Genomic DNA, 15,909 nt, shown 5'->3' with positions numbered 1-15,909 from the left:
CGCTATTGCGGTCACGCCCACCGTGACAAGAACCGTGTCATGCACGTTCGTGCATTATCGAAGCGCCGCGGCTTCGCTCCCGTCCCCCGACTTCAACTGCACCCGGTGGGCGTCGGCGAGGTCCGCTACGAACGAATCTTCCTCCTCCGCGCGTCGATTTGGCGACCATCCGAGCGCGTTTGCCGTGATTTCGGCGATCTCGTGCACCAGCTCGAGGTTCACCGCACCGGTGAACGCCAGGCTCGTCCGTCGCAGGAACACGTCGTCGAGGTGCACGACGTGCTCGCTCCGGACGACATGGTCGATCTCCGCGCGGGAGTACGACGGGGCTGCGGCGAGCGGGGCGTCGTCCCCGTCCCAGCCGGCGATCGCATCGAGGACATAGGTGGCCTTGGTGCCGTAGCGGTGGAGCAGCGTCGCGGCCCGCTCGTCGCCGACATCCGCGCCGTAGCGGGCGATCCAGTCGCGCTCCGCCTGCGGAGTGGTCGGGAAGCCGGCGCCGCCGCCGATCGGCAGTCCGAGGGTCTGGACGGTGCGGGTCGCGCCGAGCGCCTTCAGCGTCTCGTTGGCGAGGTGCTCGCTGAGCGCGCGGAACGTCGTCCACTTGCCGCCGACCAGGCTGAGCACCGTCGTGTCGCCGAGACCTGCGACGGTGCCCGGCACGATCCGGTAGTCGCGCGACACGAAGCCGGGGGCCGTGTCGTCGTGGTGCGGCAGCGGGCGGACGCCGGAGAACGTGTAGACGATCTGCTCGCGGGTGACCGGGATGCGTGGGAAAACGTGCGAGACCAGTTCGATGAAGTAGTCGATCTCGTCCTCGGTGATGACCGCGCGCTCGGACATGTCGGCGTCGATGTCGGTCGTACCGACCATGACCCGGCCCTTGAGCGGGTAGATGAGGACGATGCGGCCGTCGTTGTTCTCGAAGAACATCTCGCGGCCCTGGCAGGCCTCCAGCAGCGCGGGGTTGTCGAGCACGATGTGCGACCCCTTGGTGCCGCCCATGTAGCGCGTCTCCTGTCCGAGCGCCTCGTTCGTCAGGTCGGTCCACGGGCCGGAGGCGTTGACGACGACGTCCGCCGTGATGGTGAACTCCTCACCCGTCTCGCGGTCGCGCACCAGCACACCGCCGTCGCGCGCGCCGATCGCCTCGACGTAGTTGACGGCGCGGGCGTGCGGACCGGCGGCGAGGCCGTCGGCCAGGACGTCGAGGGCGAGACGCTCCGGGTCGTGCACGGATGCGTCGAAGTACGTGGCCGTGTACTTGAGGTCCGGGTTGAGCGCCGGCAGGGTCTCCAGCGACTTCTTGCGGCCGTGGAAAGTGTGCCGCGGTACCGAGCCGCCGTCGCGCGAGAAGGAGTCGTAGATCGTCAGGCCGGTCTTGATGAGGAACGCGCCGCGCTCCTTCGGCTTGCCCTGCTTGTGGGTGAGGAAGCGGAGCGGGGCCGCGAGGATGCCGGAGAAGGTGGAGAAGATCGGGATGGTGGTCTCGAGCGGCTTCACGTAGTGCGGCGCGATCTTCAGCAGGCCGTTGCGCTCCGTCACCGACTCCTTGACGAGGCGGAACTCCCCGTTCTCGAGGTAGCGGATGCCGCCGTGGATCATGTGGCTGGAGGCCGCCGATGCGCCGGAGACGAAGTCGTTGCGCTCGACGAGGATCACGTCGACGCCCTGCAGGGCGAGGTCGCGGAAGGTGCCGAGTCCGTTGATGCCGCCGCCGACGACGAGCACCTGTGCTCGGGGGCGTTCGCGGAGGCGCTGGACCTCGGTGCGTGTGGTCGACTTCGTCGTCACGGTCTTCTCCTGTATCGCTTCTCTTCTGGGGTGGTGCTGCAGCTATAGTTTTCGTGGCGGCACAACTTCGATCAAGCCGGATGCACATACGTGCACACCCCCCGATCCGCTTGAAGAGAACGTGCCGGAGGAGAAAGAGGCCCCGAATGCCCCAGCCCGACACCGAGCACCTGCCCGACAAGGTCCGCGACGCCCTCAAGGCGGGCCACCTGTACTACATGCAGGACCTCACGATGGAAGCGATCGCGCACGAGATGCACACCTCGCGCTCCAGCGTTTCCCGGCTGCTCAGCTACGCCCGCTCGTCCGGACTCGTCACCATCCAGATCGCCGAGCCGCACGAAGGTGCGAGCCGCATCCAGCAGACGATCCACGACCGCTTCGGCATCGCGGCGCACATCGTCCCCATGCCGAGCGCCATCAGCGACGTCGACCGCCTGGAGCGCGTCGCCATCTCCGCTGCACGAATTCTCGACAGGTTCATCGACTCCAACCAGACCGTGGGGGTCGCGTGGGGCTCGACCATGAGCGCTCTGAGCAGGCACCTCATCCCGAAGGAGCTGCACAACGTCGAGTTCGTGCAGCTCAACGGCGCCGGCAACACCTACACGACCGGTGTGCTGTATGCGTCCGAGATCCTGCGCCGGTTCGGCGACACGTATTCGGGCACCATCCAGGAGTTCCCGGTGCCCGCCCTCTTCGACGACCCGCAGACCAAGACCGCCATGTGGCGCGAGCGCAGCACCCGGCGCATCCTCGACATCCAGGAGCGCATGGATGTCGCCCTCTTCGGTCTCGGATCCCCGTTCTCGGAGGTCCGCTCGCACGTCTATGCCGGCGGCTACCTCGACCAGGCCGACTACGCGTCGCTCGACGAGTCCGGTGTGGTCGGCGACGTCGCGACCGTCTTCTTCCGCGAGGACGGCAGCCACCACGGCATCCCGCTGAACGAACGGGCGAGCGGCCCGGACATCGACCTGATCAAGCGCGTGCCGCGCCGGGTCTGCATCGTCTCCGGCCCGTCCAAGGTGCACAGCCTCCGTGGCGCCCTCGCCGCCGGACTCATCACCGACCTGATCGTCGACGAGGGGACGGCACGGGCGCTCGTGCAGCTGACGCAGCCCGCGCAGGTGGAGCCGGCGGGCGAGCCGACCGCCGTCGCCGCCGCGTAACGCGGCGTCGCACCGACCAGGGAATAGACGGCGCGACGGCGCGTTGATCTAGACTCGACAACGAAATACGTGCTCCGGGGTCGGTGAAAGTCCGAACCGGCGGTGACAGTCCGCGAGCGGGACGCCCAGGCGTCCTGCTGAGCCGGTGGAATTCCGGCACCGACGGTAATGCGTGCAGGCGAAAGCCCGCTCGCTCAGTCCGGATGGGAGGAAGCACGGTGGGCAGCCCGCATGGGCTGGCGCCCACGCGACCCCGGCGACACGTCTCGACACGAGACAGGATGGCAACGGGATGACGTGGGAAGCCCCCATGCGCACGGCTCTCGAGCTCGCCGCGAACGGTCCCGCCCGGGGCGTCAACCCCCGGGTCGGCTGCGTGATCCTCGACGCGGAGGGCCACGTGCTCGCCGAGGGCTGGCACCGCGGCGTCGGCACCGCGCACGCCGAGGTGGATGCGCTGAGCCAGCTGCCCGACGGCGGCGCCCGCGGGGCGACGGCCGTCGTCACGCTCGAGCCGTGCAACCACTGGGGCCACACCGGCCCGTGCTCCGAGGCACTCATCGAGGCGGGCGTCGCCCGCGTGGTCTACGGAACGGACGACCCGGGTCACCACTCCAGCGGCGGCGCCCAGCGCCTCCGCGAGGCCGGCGTCGAGGTCATCGGCGGCGTGCTGCGCGACGAGATCGACGCCTTCCTGGGCGACTGGCTCACCGCCGCCCGCCTCGGCCGGCCGTACATCGTCGTCAAGTGGGCGAGCAGCCTCGACGGCCGGGCCGCCGCGGCCGACGGCACCAGCAAGTGGATCACCGGCGCAGCGGCCCGGCAGCGCGTGCACGAGCAGAGGGAGGCGTCCGACGCCATCGTCGTCGGCACCGGGACGGTGCTCGCCGACGACCCGAGCCTCACGGCGCGGGGCGACGCGGGCGAGCTGATGGGCGCCCAGCCGACGCCGGTCGTGGTGGGCACCCGCGCCATCCCGAAGGACGCGGCGGTGTTCCGCCACCCCAACCCCGTCGTCTTCGAGGGAACGCACGACCTGGACGACGTGGTCGCCGACCTGCACCAGCGCGGCTTCCGCCGCGTCTACGTCGAGGGCGGTCCGACGCTGGCGAGCGCGTTCGTCGCCGCCGGCCTCGTCGACGAGTACGCGATCTATCTCGCGCCGACGCTCCTCGGCGGCCCGCGGGTCGCCCTCGGCGACCTCGGTGTCGAGACCATCGCCGACCAGCGCCGCCTGCGCGTGATCGACGTCGAGCGCCTCGGCGGCGATCTGCTCATCCGAGCCGTCCCCCTCCCCGACGGCGCACCCCGCACTGCCGCACCCATCAACGATCGCGTCGATGTGGCCGGCGCCGACATCTTCCCCACACCCCAGATCCCCACCGGCCAGGAGGGCTGACGATCATGTTCACCGGAATCATCGAAGAGCTGGGCGAGATCACCGCCGTCGAGCACACCGAGGACGCCGCCCGCGTCACCGTGCGCGGCCCGCTGGCCGTCAGCGATGCCCGGCACGGCGACTCCATCTCGGTCAGCGGTGTCTGCCTGACCGTCATCGACAAGGACGCAGAGACGTTCACGGCGGATGTGATGGCCGAGACCCTCGCGATCAGCACGCTGGACGGCGTCCAGCCCGGCCGGCGCGTCAACCTGGAGCGCGCGGCGCAGGTCGGCGACCGTCTGGGCGGCCACATCGTCCAGGGTCACATCGACGGCACGGCGACCGTGCTGGCGATCACCGACGGCAGCGCCTGGCGCGTCGTGCGGCTGAGCCTCGACCCCGAGCACGCGCCGCTGGTCGCGCGCAAGGGATCGATCGCGATCGACGGCGTCTCCCTCACGGTCAGCGCCGTGGGCGGCGGACGCGAGGACGGCTGGTTCGAGGTCTCGCTGATCCCCGAGACGCTGGCCGCGACGACCCTCGGCGACCGGGTCGTGGGTGACAGGGTCAACATCGAGACGGACATCCTGGCCCGTCATGTGGAGCGCATGCTCGCGCTCGAACCGGCACTGAGCGAACGGAGCGCATCATGAGCCTGGCCACCATCCCCGAGGCCCTCGCGGAGCTGCGCGCGGGCCGGCCCGTCATCGTCGTGGACAACGAGAGCCGCGAGAACGAGGGCGACGTCGTCCTCGCCGCCGAGCTGGCGAGCCAGGAGTGGATCGCCTGGACCGTGAAGAACTCCTCGGGGTTCATCTGCGCGCCGATGACGAACGAGATCGCTGACCGCCTCGAGCTGCCCGTGATGGTCGCCCACAACGAGGACGCCCGCGGCACCAACTACACGGTCAGCGTGGATGCGGCGGACCGCCTCTCCACGGGCATCAGCGCCGCCGACCGCGCGCACACCCTCCGCGTGCTCGCCGACCTGGACTCGACGCCGTCGAGCCTGCACCGGCCGGGCCACATCCTGCCGCTCCGTGCGGTGGAGGGCGGCGTCCGCGAACGCGACGGACACACCGAGGCAGCGGTCGACCTGCTCAAGCTCGCCGGGATGACGCCGGTCGGCGCCATCGCCGAGATCGTCGCCGACGACGGCGAGATGATGCGCCTCCCCGGTCTCATCGAACTGGGCCGGCGCGAGGGCGTGCTCGTCGTCACGATCGAGTCGCTGATCGCCTACCTGCAGGAGTTCCACTGCGACCAGCCCCTGGAGACGGTGACGCCCATCCCCGAGACCTCCCGCGTGATCTTCGAGGTCGAGACGACCGTGCCGACGACGCACGGGCCGTTCCGGATGCGCGCCTACCGCGACCGCATGACGGGCGCCGACCACGTCGCCATCGTGGCGGGCAACCCGCAGCGCGAGGGCACGCTCATCCGCGTCCACTCGGAGTGCCTGACCGGTGAGGCGTTCGGCTCGCTGAAGTGCGAGTGCGGTCCGCAGCTCGACGCGGCGCTCGACACCATCCAGCGGGAGGGCGGCGTCGTCGTCTACCTGCGCGGACACGAAGGCCGCGGCATCGGCCTCATCAACAAGCTGCGCGCCTACAAGCTGCAGGAGGAGGGGCTCGACACGCTCGACGCCAACCTCGCCCTCGGCCTTCCGATCGACGCCCGGGACTACGGGGCGGCCACGGCCATCCTGCAGGACCTCGGCATCGAGTCGGTGCGCCTGCTGACCAACAACCCGGAGAAGGTGCGCCAGCTGGAGGAGCACGGCATCGAGGTCGAGGAGCGCGTTCCGCTCGTCGTCGGCGTCGGCGCCTTCAACGAGGGGTATCTGGAGACCAAGCGCGACCGCATGGGTCACGCGATCGGGGACATCGATCCGGTGTCCACGACCACCGAGACGGCCGCGGGACTCGCGGCGGAGAGGACTGCACGATGAGCGGAGCGGGAGCCCCGAACGCCGAGGAGCGGATCGACGGGAGCGGCCTGAACGTCGTCGTCGTCGCCGGCAGCTGGCACGAGACGATCAGCGAAGGCCTCATCGCCGGCGCGAAGCGGACCCTGGATGCGTCGGGCGCGACCCACACGCTCGTCCGCGTTCCCGGCAGCTTCGAGCTGCCCGTCGTTTCCAAGGCCGCGCTGGAGGCGGGGGCGGATGCGGTGGTCGCGCTCGGCGTGATCATCCGCGGCGGCACCCCGCACTTCGAGTACGTGTCGGCCGCCGCGACCGACGGCCTCACCCGGGTCGCCATCGACACCGGGAAGCCGGTCGGGTTCGGCGTGCTGACTCTCGATGACGAGGCCCAGGGCATCGACCGCGCCGGCTTCGAGGGCTCCAAGGAGGACAAGGGCGCCGAGGCCGCTCACGCCGCCCTCGCGACGGCCATCGCCCTCCGATCGCTGCGCGGCTGATCACGCAGGATACGACGAAGCGCCTGGGCGCTCCGGTCTATGCCCGCCAGGGCATGTGCTGGAGCGCCCACGTGTTTCCGTCGGGGTCGGCGAACCAGGCGTAGAACACTCCGCCCATGTCCTGGACCGGCGACACATCGACGCCGCGCTCGACGAGCGCCGCGCGGGCCGCCTCGATGTCGGCGACGACAAGATGCAGTCCGCGCACGGAGCCGGGCTCCGACGGCGCCTGCCCGATCCCGCTCGTCATCGTGATCGAGCAGTAGGAACCCGGCGGCGTCAGCTGGACGACGCGGACGCCCTCCGCCGGGCGCACATCCACATCCAGCGTGAAGCCGACGTGGTCGCGGTAGAACTCGAGGGAGCGGTCGATATCCGAGACCGGCAGCATCACCAGTTCGAGCATCATCGCCCCGGCGGGCACGGGCGGGGTGGGATTGGCGGTGGGATTGGCGGTCGGGTCAGCGGTAGTCATGATGCCTCCTGGTGGGTGTTCTGCGACGCGGGTCAGCGGTAGTCATGATGCCTCCTGGTGGGTGTTCTGCGACGCGGGTCCGCGGCGCACCGGGTAGCGCAGGTGCAGCACACGCTCCCCCGGGATCACGATGTCCGGATCGTCGAGCACGAGCGGTCCGCCCGGGAACGAGCCGAAGTAGCGCTTGCCGCTGCCGAAGACGGCGGGCACCAGATCCATCGCGAGGTAGTCGATGAGACCGAGCGCGAGGGCCTGGCCGCCGATGTCGCCGGCGGCGACGCCGACCTCGCCGTCGCCGGCGAGCTCCTGCGCGAGCGCTACCGCGCCGTCCACCGAGTCGACGAAATGGTACGACGCCTCGGGATGCCAGCCGTCCGGCTTCGGACGGTGGGAGACGACCACCACGTGCTCGCTCGCCGGCGGGTGCCCCTCCCATCCGTTCGTGAGGTCGAAGAGCCGGCGGCCGATGACGAGCGCGCCCTGCCGCGACCACATCCCGCTCACGTAGTCGACCGAGGCGGCGGAGACCCGGAACGGGCCGCTGTGCACTTCGGGATGGTCCTCCACCTCGAGTGGATGGTCGCCGTTGAAGTACCAGTCGTGCAGCGGTCCGACGTCGTCGTGGTCGTCGGCGATGAAGCCGTCGAGCGACGCCACCGCGTGGAGATAGGTCGTGCTCATGTCGCGTCCCTTCTGCCGTTCCGCCGCTTACGCACCGCGCCGGAGCAGCAGTTCGTCGAGCTTCTCGTATCCCTCGCGGACGCCGTACTCCATCCCGTTCTCGATCATGCTCTCGAGCGCTTCGCGCGAGCTCATGACCGACCGGGCGGACAGGCGGGAGCGGCCGTCCGGCAGCTGCTCGAAGCGCATGCGCTCGAGCGCCACCTCGTCCGGCATCCCGACGTACTCGAACGTCTGGATGATCAGCTCGTTCTCGACGACGCTGTGGAACACGCCGCGGAACGCGTACACGGATCCGTCCGTGTCGCGCTGCTCGTAGGCGTACGCGCCGCCGGTGCGGAAGTCCCACTCGGTGATGGTGGTGCTGAGGCTGCGCGGGCCGATCCACTCGGCGAAGGACTCACGATCGGCGTGGGCGCGGAAGACGGCCTCCGCGGGAGCGTCGAACTCCCGGGTGAGGTCGGCGTACGACGTGCCCGGTACGGCTTCGATGACGACGGGGTTGCTCATGGTCTCTTCTCCCTGTTCGGGGTGCTGCTGGTCTGCTGGTGGGTGAGGACGGCGTCGAGGCGGCGGTAACGCGCCTCCGCCTCGAGGCGATAGCGGTCGATCCAGGAGGTGAGGCGCTCGAGCGCTGCGGCGTCGAGGTGGACGGGGCGACGCTGGGCCTCGCGCGTTCGCGAGACCAGGCCGGCCGCCTCGAGCACGGCGATGTGCCGCGACACCGCCTGCAGGGTGATGTCGAACGGCTCCGCGAGCTCGTTCACCGTCGCCGGACCCCGGCTGAGGCGGGCGACGATCGCCCGGCGCACCGGATCCGCCAGAGCGGCGAACGCCCGGTCGAGACCGTCCTCATCCTGCATGATCAACCGTTTCCTTTATCAATGTTTCTGTTGAATACGAGAGTAGAAGAATGCGCGCCCCGCGTCAAGAGCGGAGCGCGCAGCGAGCGGATGCGACTACGGCTTCCAGACCATGAGCACGACCACCGTGAGAAGCAGCAGACTCGCGACCCCCGACCCCGCGGCGATCTGCGGGTACCGGGACGCGGTGCCGTCACGCAGCGCCTCGGCGGCGCGGCGCATGGCCGGCACGACGACGAACAGCGTCAGACCCAGGGCGACGACGTAGAGGATGATCGACCACAGGATCCACGGCGTCGTCACGCTGAGGTCGTACTTCTTGTCCGCCAGACCCATGACGCCGAAGCCGAACAGCACGACCAGCAGGGAGAGCAGCGACAGCAGGTTGGTCGACTTCGCGAGCGTCTCGACCTGGCGGGCGTCGCCCGCGCGGACAGCGCGCATCGCCGTCATGGGAAGGATGGCCATCGGGCCGACGATGAACACGGCGGTCACGACGTGCAGCACAGCGAACAGTGTTTCCATGCCCTCAGCGTACCGAGCACACCGATTCGGCGGGCTCGCGTGAGGCCGCATAGGGTAGAAGGTGCGCCACAAGCGCTTTCCGACCTCCCGCCCACGCGCGCCTTCCGCCCGACCGACGCCGCGCACGCCATGCGGTCTCTCTCGCCTTCACCGGAAGCTCTCCACACGCATGTCTACGACGGCCCCCGTCACCACCCCGGCGCCCGCGAACACCCGCGGACGCGTCATCCTCGCCAGCCTCATCGGCACGTCGATCGAGTTCTACGACTTCTACGTCTATGCGACCGCCGCCGTCCTGGTGTTCCCCTCCCTCTTCTTCACCAACCAGAACCCGACGACCGCCCTGCTGTCGTCGTTCGCCGTGTTCGGTGTCGCCTTCATCGCACGGCCGGTCGGCTCCATTCTCTTCGGCCACTTCGGCGACAGGATCGGCCGCAAGGGCACCCTCGTCGGCTCGCTGCTCACCATGGGCATCGCCACGGTGCTCATCGGGTGCCTGCCGACCGCGCAGGTGCCGGGCTGGGAGTTCTGGGCGCCGTTCCTCCTCGTCGTGATGCGGTTCTGCCAGGGCCTCGGCCTGGGCGGTGAGTGGAGCGGCGCCGCGCTGCTCGCCACCGAGAACGCCCCGGCCGGCAAGCGCGCCATCTACGGGACGTTCCCGCAGCTCGGCGCTCCCATCGGCTTCATCGTCGCGAACGTGCTGTTCCTCATCCTCAGCCTGACGATCTCCCCCGACGCCTTCGCCGCCTGGGGCTGGCGCATCCCGTTCCTCCTGAGCGCCGTGCTCGTCATCGTCGGCCTCTACGTCCGCCTGAAGCTCGTCGAGACCCCGGCGTTCCAGAAGGTCGTCGACACGGGTGAGGTCGCCAAGCTGCCGCTCGCCCGCGTTTTCCGCACCAGCTGGTGGCAGATCGTGCTCGGCACCTTCATCATGCTGGCCACGTACGTGCTCTTCTACCTGATGACGGCGTTCACGCTGACCTACGGCACCACGGCGGCGTCCGCCCAGCAGGCGCAGGCCGCGGCGGAGAAGGCCGGAAAGCCCTTCGACGCGTCGACCTTCGTGCCCGGCCTCGGCTACAGCCGCAACGACTTCCTCGTCATGCTCATCATCGGTGTCGTGTTCTTCGGCATCTTCACGCTGGTCGCCGGTCCGCTCGCCGAGCGCTTCGGCCGCCGCAAGACGCTGATCTGGGTCACCCTGGGGATCATCGTGTTCGGTCTGCTGTTCGTCCCGCTGTTCGCGGGCGGCACGGTCGGCACGATGGCGCTCCTCATCATCGGCTTCACGCTGATGGGACTCACCTTCGGGCCGATGGGCGCGGAGCTGCCGGAGCTGTTCCCGACGAACGTCCGCTACACCGGTTCGGCGATCTCCTACAACCTGTCCAGCGTGCTCGGTGCGGCCGTCGCACCGACCATCGCGGTGTGGCTGTGGACACTCGCGGACGGCAGCACATTCTGGGTCGGCGTCTACCTGTCGCTCGCCGGTGTGCTGACGCTGATCGCCCTCCTGCTCTCGAAGGAGACGCGCGACATCGAATTCACCGACAACGTGAGCTGACGCGCTCCGTCTCTCCCTTCAGTCGAGGAAGAGAGCGCGCAGACGGCGGGTGGTCAGGATCAGGCCGAGCACAATCATGACCAGGAAGTACAGGACGTGCCAGAGCATCCCCCAGTCGACCATGCCCGTGGTGAGACCACGGACCAGCTCGACACCGTGCCACAGCGGGAGCGCCTTGATGATCACCTGGATCGGTTCGGGGTACACGGTGATCGGGTAGAAGGTCGCCGACAGCAGGAACATGGGCAGCAGGATGAAGTTGATCCAGTCCATCTGCTGGAACGTCTTCATGTAGCTGGTGATGCCCATCCCGAAGCTGGCGAAGCCGAACGCGATGAGCAGCACCGCGGGCAGCGCGAGCAGGGCCCACCACGACAGGTTGAGTCCGAGCGCCTGCATCACCAGCATGAAGCCGAGCGCGTACAGCGCACCGCGCAGAAGGGCCAGCAGGATCTCGCCCAGCGCGACGTCGAGCGGCCCGAGCGAGGTGGCCAGCATCCCCTCGTACAGCTTCGCGAAGTGCATCTTGAAGAAGACGTTCCAGGTGGAGTCGTACACGGCGCCGTTCATCGCCGCGGTCGCGAGCAGCGCCGGAGCGATGAAGGCCGCGTACGGCACCGTCTGACCGGACGACGTCTGCACGTCGCCGACGAGCGCTCCGAAGCCGATGCCGAGCGAGAGCAGGTAGAAGATCGGCTCGAAGAAGCCCGACACGATCACCAACCAGTTGGTGCTGCGCGTCGCCGACCAGCCGCGCTGCATCACGGAGCGGGCGTTGCCGGCGTACAGCGCACGCATCGCCCGCGGGCGTGCGGTCGAGGAGGCGAGACGCTGGTCGGTCGCGGTCACTTGTTCAACCTCCTCGCGGCGATGCGGCGGCTCCACAGCCAGAAGGCGACGAAGAGCGCAGCGAGGTACACGACGTGGACGACCGACAGCCAGAGCGGCTCGCTCATGCCGTAGGTGAACACGCGGCTCAGCTCGGTGGAGTGCCAGAGCGGCGAGATCCAGCCGATCCACTGGAGGAACCACGGCATGGAGGACAGCGGGAAGAACGTGCCGGAGAACAGGCTCATCGGCAGCAGCACGAATCGCATCAGCATGGCGATCTGGCCGGTGTCCTGCTCCAGCGTCGCCACGTACGCCATGATCGGCGCACCGAAGGCGAGGCCTCCGAGGGTGCCGACCAGGATGCTGACCCAGCCCCACGGGCTCGGGACCGCGCCGAACAGCACCATGAACGCGAAGTAGATGGCGCTCGTGCCCAGGATGCGGGCGACGACGGCGATGACGACGCCGTCGATGATCTGGCCGGGCGAGATCGGCGAGGCGTTGATGCCGTAGAAGGTCGGATTCCACTTGAACCCGAGCATGATCGGGTAGGTGAACTCCTCGCTCGCCACGGTGACCGCCGCCGTGCAGAGGAGCGCAGGGGCGACGAACGCGAGGTAGCTCACGCCGTCCACGGCGTTCGGGCCCATGTTGGCACTGACCAGGGAGCCGAGCCCGAGGCCCATCGCGAGAAGATAGAGCAGCGGGTTGCCGAACCCGGTGACCAGCACGGTCTGCAGGTACGAGCGCATCACCCGGAAGCGGTGCTCGGCCACGTACCAGGCGCCGAAGCGCCGTGGCCGTGCGGCAGCGGCGAGCGCCTCCCGCGCCTCGGCGCGGGTCTCGGGGCCCGGGTCGCCGGCCGCTCCCCCGGCGGGGCCGACTGCCACGCTCATTCGATCAGGCTCCGTCCGGTGAGCCGGAGGAAGACGTCCTCGAGACTCGACCGTCGCACCAGGCTCGTCAGCGGATGCAGTCCGCGCTCGGCGATGCGGACCAGCTCGGCCTCGCCGTCGTCGCTGTAGACGAGGATGCGGTCGGGCAGCACCTCGATGCGGTCGCCGATGCCGTCGAGCCGCTCCGCGACCTCCGCATTGCGCTCCGAGCCGAAACGGACCTCGAGCACCTCGCGCGTCGAGTATTCGCGGATGAGGGCCGCCGGAGAACCCTCCGCCATGATGGTGCCCTTGTCGACGACGACCAGGCGGTCGCAGAGCTGCTCGGCCTCATCCATGTAGTGGGTGGTCAGCACCAACGTCGTGCCCTGCTCCTTGAGGCGGAAGAGGCGGTCCCAGAGGATGTGGCGCGCCTGCGGGTCGAGGCCGGTCGTCGGCTCGTCGAGAAGCAGGATGCGCGGGTCGTTGATGAGCGCGCGGGCAATGGTGAGCCGGCGCTTCATCCCGCCCGAGAGGTCGTCGACCTTCGCCTTGGCCTTGTCCTCGAGCTGGGCGAAGGCGAGGAGCTCGTCCGCCCGAGCGCGCACGCGGGAGGACGGCAGGCCGAAGTAGCGCCCGTAGACGATGAGGTTGTCGCGCACACGGAGCTCGGTGTCGAGGTTGTCCGCCTGCGGCACGACGCCGAGCTGCGATCGGATCTCCGGCCCGTACGTGTCAGGGTCGAGACCGAGGATGCTCAGCGAACCGGCGGTGCGGGTGGAGACCGCGCCGATCATCCGCATCGTGGTGGACTTGCCCGCGCCGTTCGGCCCGAGGAGCCCGAACGACTCCCCCGGCTCCACCTCGAAGCTGATGCCGTCGACGGCCGGGAAGTCCTTGTACTTCTTGACCAGGTCTCGGGCGGCGATGACGGGCGTCGGCATAGTTCAGCACTGTAGCCGCGACCGGGGACATTCGGAGGGGGTAGCAAAAGTCAATCCAGGTTGACGTTGCACGTGGGGTCAACTATGGTTGACGCCATGGACTCCGGAACACTGCAGACCCTCGCCGGCGACGCCGACTCCGACGACCCGATCGTCGCCCTCCGGGCCATCGCGAAGATGCACCGCGAGCTCGACCGCCTCGAAGCGGTCGCCGTACGGCGCGCCCGGAACGCCAACGCCACCTGGCAGCTGATCGCGCTCGCCCTCGGTGTCAGCAAACAGGCAGTTCACAAGAAGTACGGTCGGAGTTAGCGCAAAGCAACGATCCCGACGCCCCTCCTCCTCCCCCGAACGGAGACACCGTCATGTCCACCACGTCAGCCCCCGCCCGCCGCCGTCGCGGCTTCGGACGGCCCACCGACGACGCCGGCCCCCGCGCGCGGTTCTCGCAGCTGCTCCCGTACCTGCTGGAGCACAAGCGCGTCCTCGCCTTCGTCATCGTGCTCAGCATCCTGGGCGCCGCGGCGAGCCTCGCCCAGCCGCTCCTGGTCAGCCAGGTCATCGAGGTGGTCGGAAAGCAGGAGCCGCTCGGCGGCCTGGTGTGGGGCCTCATCGCCCTCGTGGTGATCTCCGGGATCATCTCGGGGTACCAGCACTATCTGCTGCAGCGCACCGGCGAAGGCGTCGTGCTGTCGTCTCGGCGCAAGCTCGTCGGGCGGCTGCTGCGGCTGCCGATCAGCGAGTTCGACACCCGGCGCACGGGCGATCTGGTCTCCCGGGTCGGCTCGGACACCACGCTGCTGCGTGCCGTCCTGACGCAGGGCCTGGTCGAGGCGATCGGCGGGGCGCTCACGTTCATCGGCGCCCTGATCGCGATGCTCATCATCGACCCGGTGCTGCTCGGGCTGACCGTGCTCGTCGTCGCGGTCTCGATCGTCGTCGTCGTGCTGCTCTCCGGCCGCATCCGCGTCGCGAGCCAGAAGGCGCAGAACAAGGTCGGCGACCTGGCCGCCGCGGTCGAGCGGGCGATCAGCTCGGTGCGGACCATCCGCGCCTCCAATGCCACCGAGCGCGAGATCGCGGCGGTGGACGAGGACGCGACCGGAGCCTGGCGGATGGGCATCCGGGTCGCGAAAATCTCGGCGCTCGTCGTCCCCGTCGCCGGCATCGCGATGCAGGTGTCGTTCCTGGTCGTGCTCGGCGTGGGCGGGTTCCGCGTCGCCAGCGGGGCCATCACGGTCGCGAACCTGGTCGCGTTCATCCTGTTCCTGTTCATGATGATCCTGCCGCTCGGACAGGCGTTCGGCGCCATCGCGGCGGTCAACTCGGCGCTCGGGGCGCTGGGCCGCATCCAGGAGATCCTCGACCTGCCGACCGAGGACCAGCACGACCGCGACATCGCGCCGCTGGCCCTGACCGTCGGCGCCGCGAACGAGGCCCTCGCGCCGGAGGCGCCTGCGATCGAGTTCGTGGATGTGCGGTTCGCGTACCCGGAGGGCACCGCGCCGGAGGACTCGGCGGATGGGTCCCGCACGGCCAGCGGCGGCCAGCAGCAGACGCCCGAGCAGCCGACACCGGAGCGACTCGCGTTCGAGGCGCTGACCGGAGCGGACGTCGTCGCCGAGGCGGAGGCTGCGGCCGGAGCCGGCTCGGACGAGGGAACACACTGGCACGGCGGAGTGCTGCAGGGCGTCAGCTTCCGCGTCCCGCGCGGCAAGCGGACGGCGCTCGTCGGGCCGTCCGGTGCGGGCAAGTCGACCATCCTCGCGCTGGTCGAGCGGTTCTACGACCCGCAGGCGGGCGAGGTGCGCTTCGGCGGGATGGACGTGCGCACCCTCGACCGCGTCTCCCTCCGCTCCCAGATCGGCTATGTGGAGCAGGATGCGCCCGTGCTGGCCGGCTCGCTGCGCGACAACCTGACGCTGGCGGCGCCGGGCGCGACCGACCAGGAGTGCATCGACGTCCTGCACGCCGTCAACCTGACCGAGGTGCTGGAGCGGAGCGAGCTCGGCCTCGGCGCACCGGTCGGCGAGGACGGCATCATGCTCTCCGGCGGCGAGCGGCAGCGTCTCGCGATCGCCCGTGCTCTGCTGGCGGCTCCGCCCGTCCTGCTTCTCGACGAGTCCACGTCGAGCCTCGACGGGCGCAACGAGCAGCTCATGCGGGAGGCGATCGACGCCGTTGCGGAGGACCGCACGCTGCTCGTGATCGCGCACCGGCTGTCCACCGTGGTCGACTCCGACCAGATCGTGGTGCTCGACCACGGTCGCGTCATCGGCAGCGGCACGCACTCCGAGCTCGTCGAGACCACGCCGCTCTACCGCGACCTCGCCAAGCACCAACTCCTCGTCTGACCCCTACCCCCACCGTCGAGTACGCA

The 15,909-nt window shown here is 69.5% G+C and carries 17 protein-coding genes and 1 riboswitch; of the genes, 8 read left to right on the top strand and 9 right to left on the bottom strand.

Features of this window, described 5'->3' with window-relative positions; genetic code table 11:
- Window positions 1-54 precede the first annotated feature (54 nt).
- On the bottom strand, window positions 55-1,794 hold the full coding sequence (locus AXZ95_RS05370; RefSeq protein WP_018189988.1) for a glycerol-3-phosphate dehydrogenase/oxidase: 1,740 nt from the start codon (window positions 1,792-1,794) through the stop codon (window positions 55-57).
- Between the two features lie 146 nt (window positions 1,795-1,940).
- Here AXZ95_RS05370 and AXZ95_RS05365 point away from each other — a divergent pair, with 146 nt between their 5' ends.
- The 5 genes from AXZ95_RS05365 (at window position 1,941) to ribH (ending at window position 6,771) form a co-directional block, all read left to right on the top strand.
- Window positions 1,941-2,966, top strand: coding sequence for a sugar-binding domain-containing protein (locus AXZ95_RS05365; protein ID WP_018189987.1), 1,026 nt, complete (start codon window positions 1,941-1,943; stop codon window positions 2,964-2,966).
- A 65-nt stretch (window positions 2,967-3,031) separates the two neighbouring features.
- Window positions 3,032-3,187, top strand: a riboswitch (FMN riboswitch).
- Window positions 3,188-3,276: 89 nt separating this feature from the next.
- The gene (gene ribD / locus AXZ95_RS05360; protein ID WP_133638797.1) at window positions 3,277-4,365 is read left to right on the top strand and encodes a bifunctional diaminohydroxyphosphoribosylaminopyrimidine deaminase/5-amino-6-(5-phosphoribosylamino)uracil reductase RibD; all 1,089 of its coding nucleotides are present in this window, start codon (window positions 3,277-3,279) and stop codon (window positions 4,363-4,365) included.
- Window positions 4,366-4,370: 5 nt separating this feature from the next.
- Entirely contained in the window at window positions 4,371-5,000 is a 630-nt protein-coding gene (locus AXZ95_RS05355) for a riboflavin synthase (protein WP_018189985.1), read from the top strand.
- Window positions 4,997-6,298, top strand: coding sequence for a bifunctional 3,4-dihydroxy-2-butanone-4-phosphate synthase/GTP cyclohydrolase II (locus tag AXZ95_RS05350; RefSeq protein WP_018189984.1), 1,302 nt, complete (start codon window positions 4,997-4,999; stop codon window positions 6,296-6,298). Before AXZ95_RS05355 ends, AXZ95_RS05350 begins: the two co-directional genes overlap by 4 nt.
- The gene (gene ribH, locus AXZ95_RS05345) at window positions 6,295-6,771 is read left to right on the top strand and encodes a 6,7-dimethyl-8-ribityllumazine synthase (RefSeq protein ID WP_018189983.1); all 477 of its coding nucleotides are present in this window, start codon (window positions 6,295-6,297) and stop codon (window positions 6,769-6,771) included. The genes AXZ95_RS05350 and ribH overlap by 4 nt, the downstream gene beginning before the upstream one ends.
- A gap of 37 nt (window positions 6,772-6,808) precedes the next feature.
- Here the strand turns inward: ribH and AXZ95_RS05340 are convergent, their stop codons facing one another.
- The 5 genes from AXZ95_RS05340 to AXZ95_RS05320 form a co-directional block, all read right to left on the bottom strand.
- Complete coding sequence (locus AXZ95_RS05340) at window positions 6,809-7,246, bottom strand: VOC family protein (protein ID WP_018189982.1); 438 nt, start codon at window positions 7,244-7,246, stop codon at window positions 6,809-6,811.
- 42 nt (window positions 7,247-7,288) lie between these two features.
- On the bottom strand, window positions 7,289-7,927 hold the full coding sequence (locus AXZ95_RS05335; RefSeq protein WP_018189981.1) for a hypothetical protein: 639 nt from the start codon (window positions 7,925-7,927) through the stop codon (window positions 7,289-7,291).
- A 27-nt stretch (window positions 7,928-7,954) separates the two neighbouring features.
- A complete protein-coding gene (locus AXZ95_RS05330) occupies window positions 7,955-8,437 on the bottom strand; it encodes an SRPBCC family protein (protein WP_018189980.1) in 483 nt (160 codons plus the stop codon).
- Complete coding sequence (locus AXZ95_RS05325) at window positions 8,434-8,790, bottom strand: metalloregulator ArsR/SmtB family transcription factor (RefSeq protein WP_018189979.1); 357 nt, start codon at window positions 8,788-8,790, stop codon at window positions 8,434-8,436. Before AXZ95_RS05325 ends, AXZ95_RS05330 begins: the two co-directional genes overlap by 4 nt.
- Before the next feature lie 96 nt (window positions 8,791-8,886).
- Window positions 8,887-9,315, bottom strand: coding sequence for a DUF2269 family protein (locus AXZ95_RS05320; RefSeq protein WP_018189978.1), 429 nt, complete (start codon window positions 9,313-9,315; stop codon window positions 8,887-8,889).
- Window positions 9,316-9,484: 169 nt separating this feature from the next.
- Between AXZ95_RS05320 and AXZ95_RS05315 the strand changes: the two genes are divergently transcribed.
- Window positions 9,485-10,879: an MFS transporter gene (locus AXZ95_RS05315; protein ID WP_018189977.1), complete on the top strand. Its 1,395-nt coding sequence runs from the start codon at window positions 9,485-9,487 to the stop codon at window positions 10,877-10,879.
- Window positions 10,880-10,897: 18 nt separating this feature from the next.
- On the opposite strand, the gene AXZ95_RS05310 is transcribed toward AXZ95_RS05315, so the two are convergent.
- From AXZ95_RS05310 to AXZ95_RS05300, 3 genes are read right to left on the bottom strand one after another with little or no spacing between them, the layout of a single operon-like run.
- Window positions 10,898-11,677, bottom strand: a complete 780-nt coding sequence (locus tag AXZ95_RS05310; protein WP_172823277.1) for an ABC transporter permease — start codon at window positions 11,675-11,677, stop codon at window positions 10,898-10,900.
- A 47-nt stretch (window positions 11,678-11,724) separates the two neighbouring features.
- Complete coding sequence (locus tag AXZ95_RS05305; RefSeq protein ID WP_018189975.1) at window positions 11,725-12,606, bottom strand: ABC transporter permease; 882 nt, start codon at window positions 12,604-12,606, stop codon at window positions 11,725-11,727.
- Window positions 12,603-13,529 carry an ATP-binding cassette domain-containing protein gene (locus tag AXZ95_RS05300; RefSeq protein WP_018189974.1) on the bottom strand — a complete coding sequence of 309 codons (927 nt, stop codon included), beginning with the start codon at window positions 13,527-13,529 and terminating at the stop codon, window positions 12,603-12,605. The genes AXZ95_RS05305 and AXZ95_RS05300 overlap by 4 nt, the downstream gene beginning before the upstream one ends.
- 96 nt (window positions 13,530-13,625) lie before the next feature.
- Here AXZ95_RS05300 and AXZ95_RS05295 point away from each other — a divergent pair, with 96 nt between their 5' ends.
- Together AXZ95_RS05295 and AXZ95_RS05290 are read left to right on the top strand one after the other, a co-directional pair.
- Window positions 13,626-13,841, top strand: coding sequence for a hypothetical protein (locus tag AXZ95_RS05295; RefSeq protein ID WP_018189973.1), 216 nt, complete (start codon window positions 13,626-13,628; stop codon window positions 13,839-13,841).
- Window positions 13,842-13,894: 53 nt separating this feature from the next.
- Window positions 13,895-15,883 (top strand): ABC transporter ATP-binding protein, encoded by a 1,989-nt coding sequence (locus AXZ95_RS05290; RefSeq protein ID WP_018189972.1) that lies wholly within the window; start codon window positions 13,895-13,897, stop codon window positions 15,881-15,883.
- Window positions 15,884-15,909: the final 26 nt, after the last annotated feature.

The organism is Leifsonia sp. 115AMFTsu3.1, assembly GCF_004362795.1.
Classification (GTDB): Bacteria; Actinomycetota; Actinomycetes; order Actinomycetales; family Microbacteriaceae; genus Leifsonia.
The sequence above is the reverse complement of the archived record's forward strand: the minus strand, read 5'-3'. Positions and strand labels throughout refer to the sequence as shown.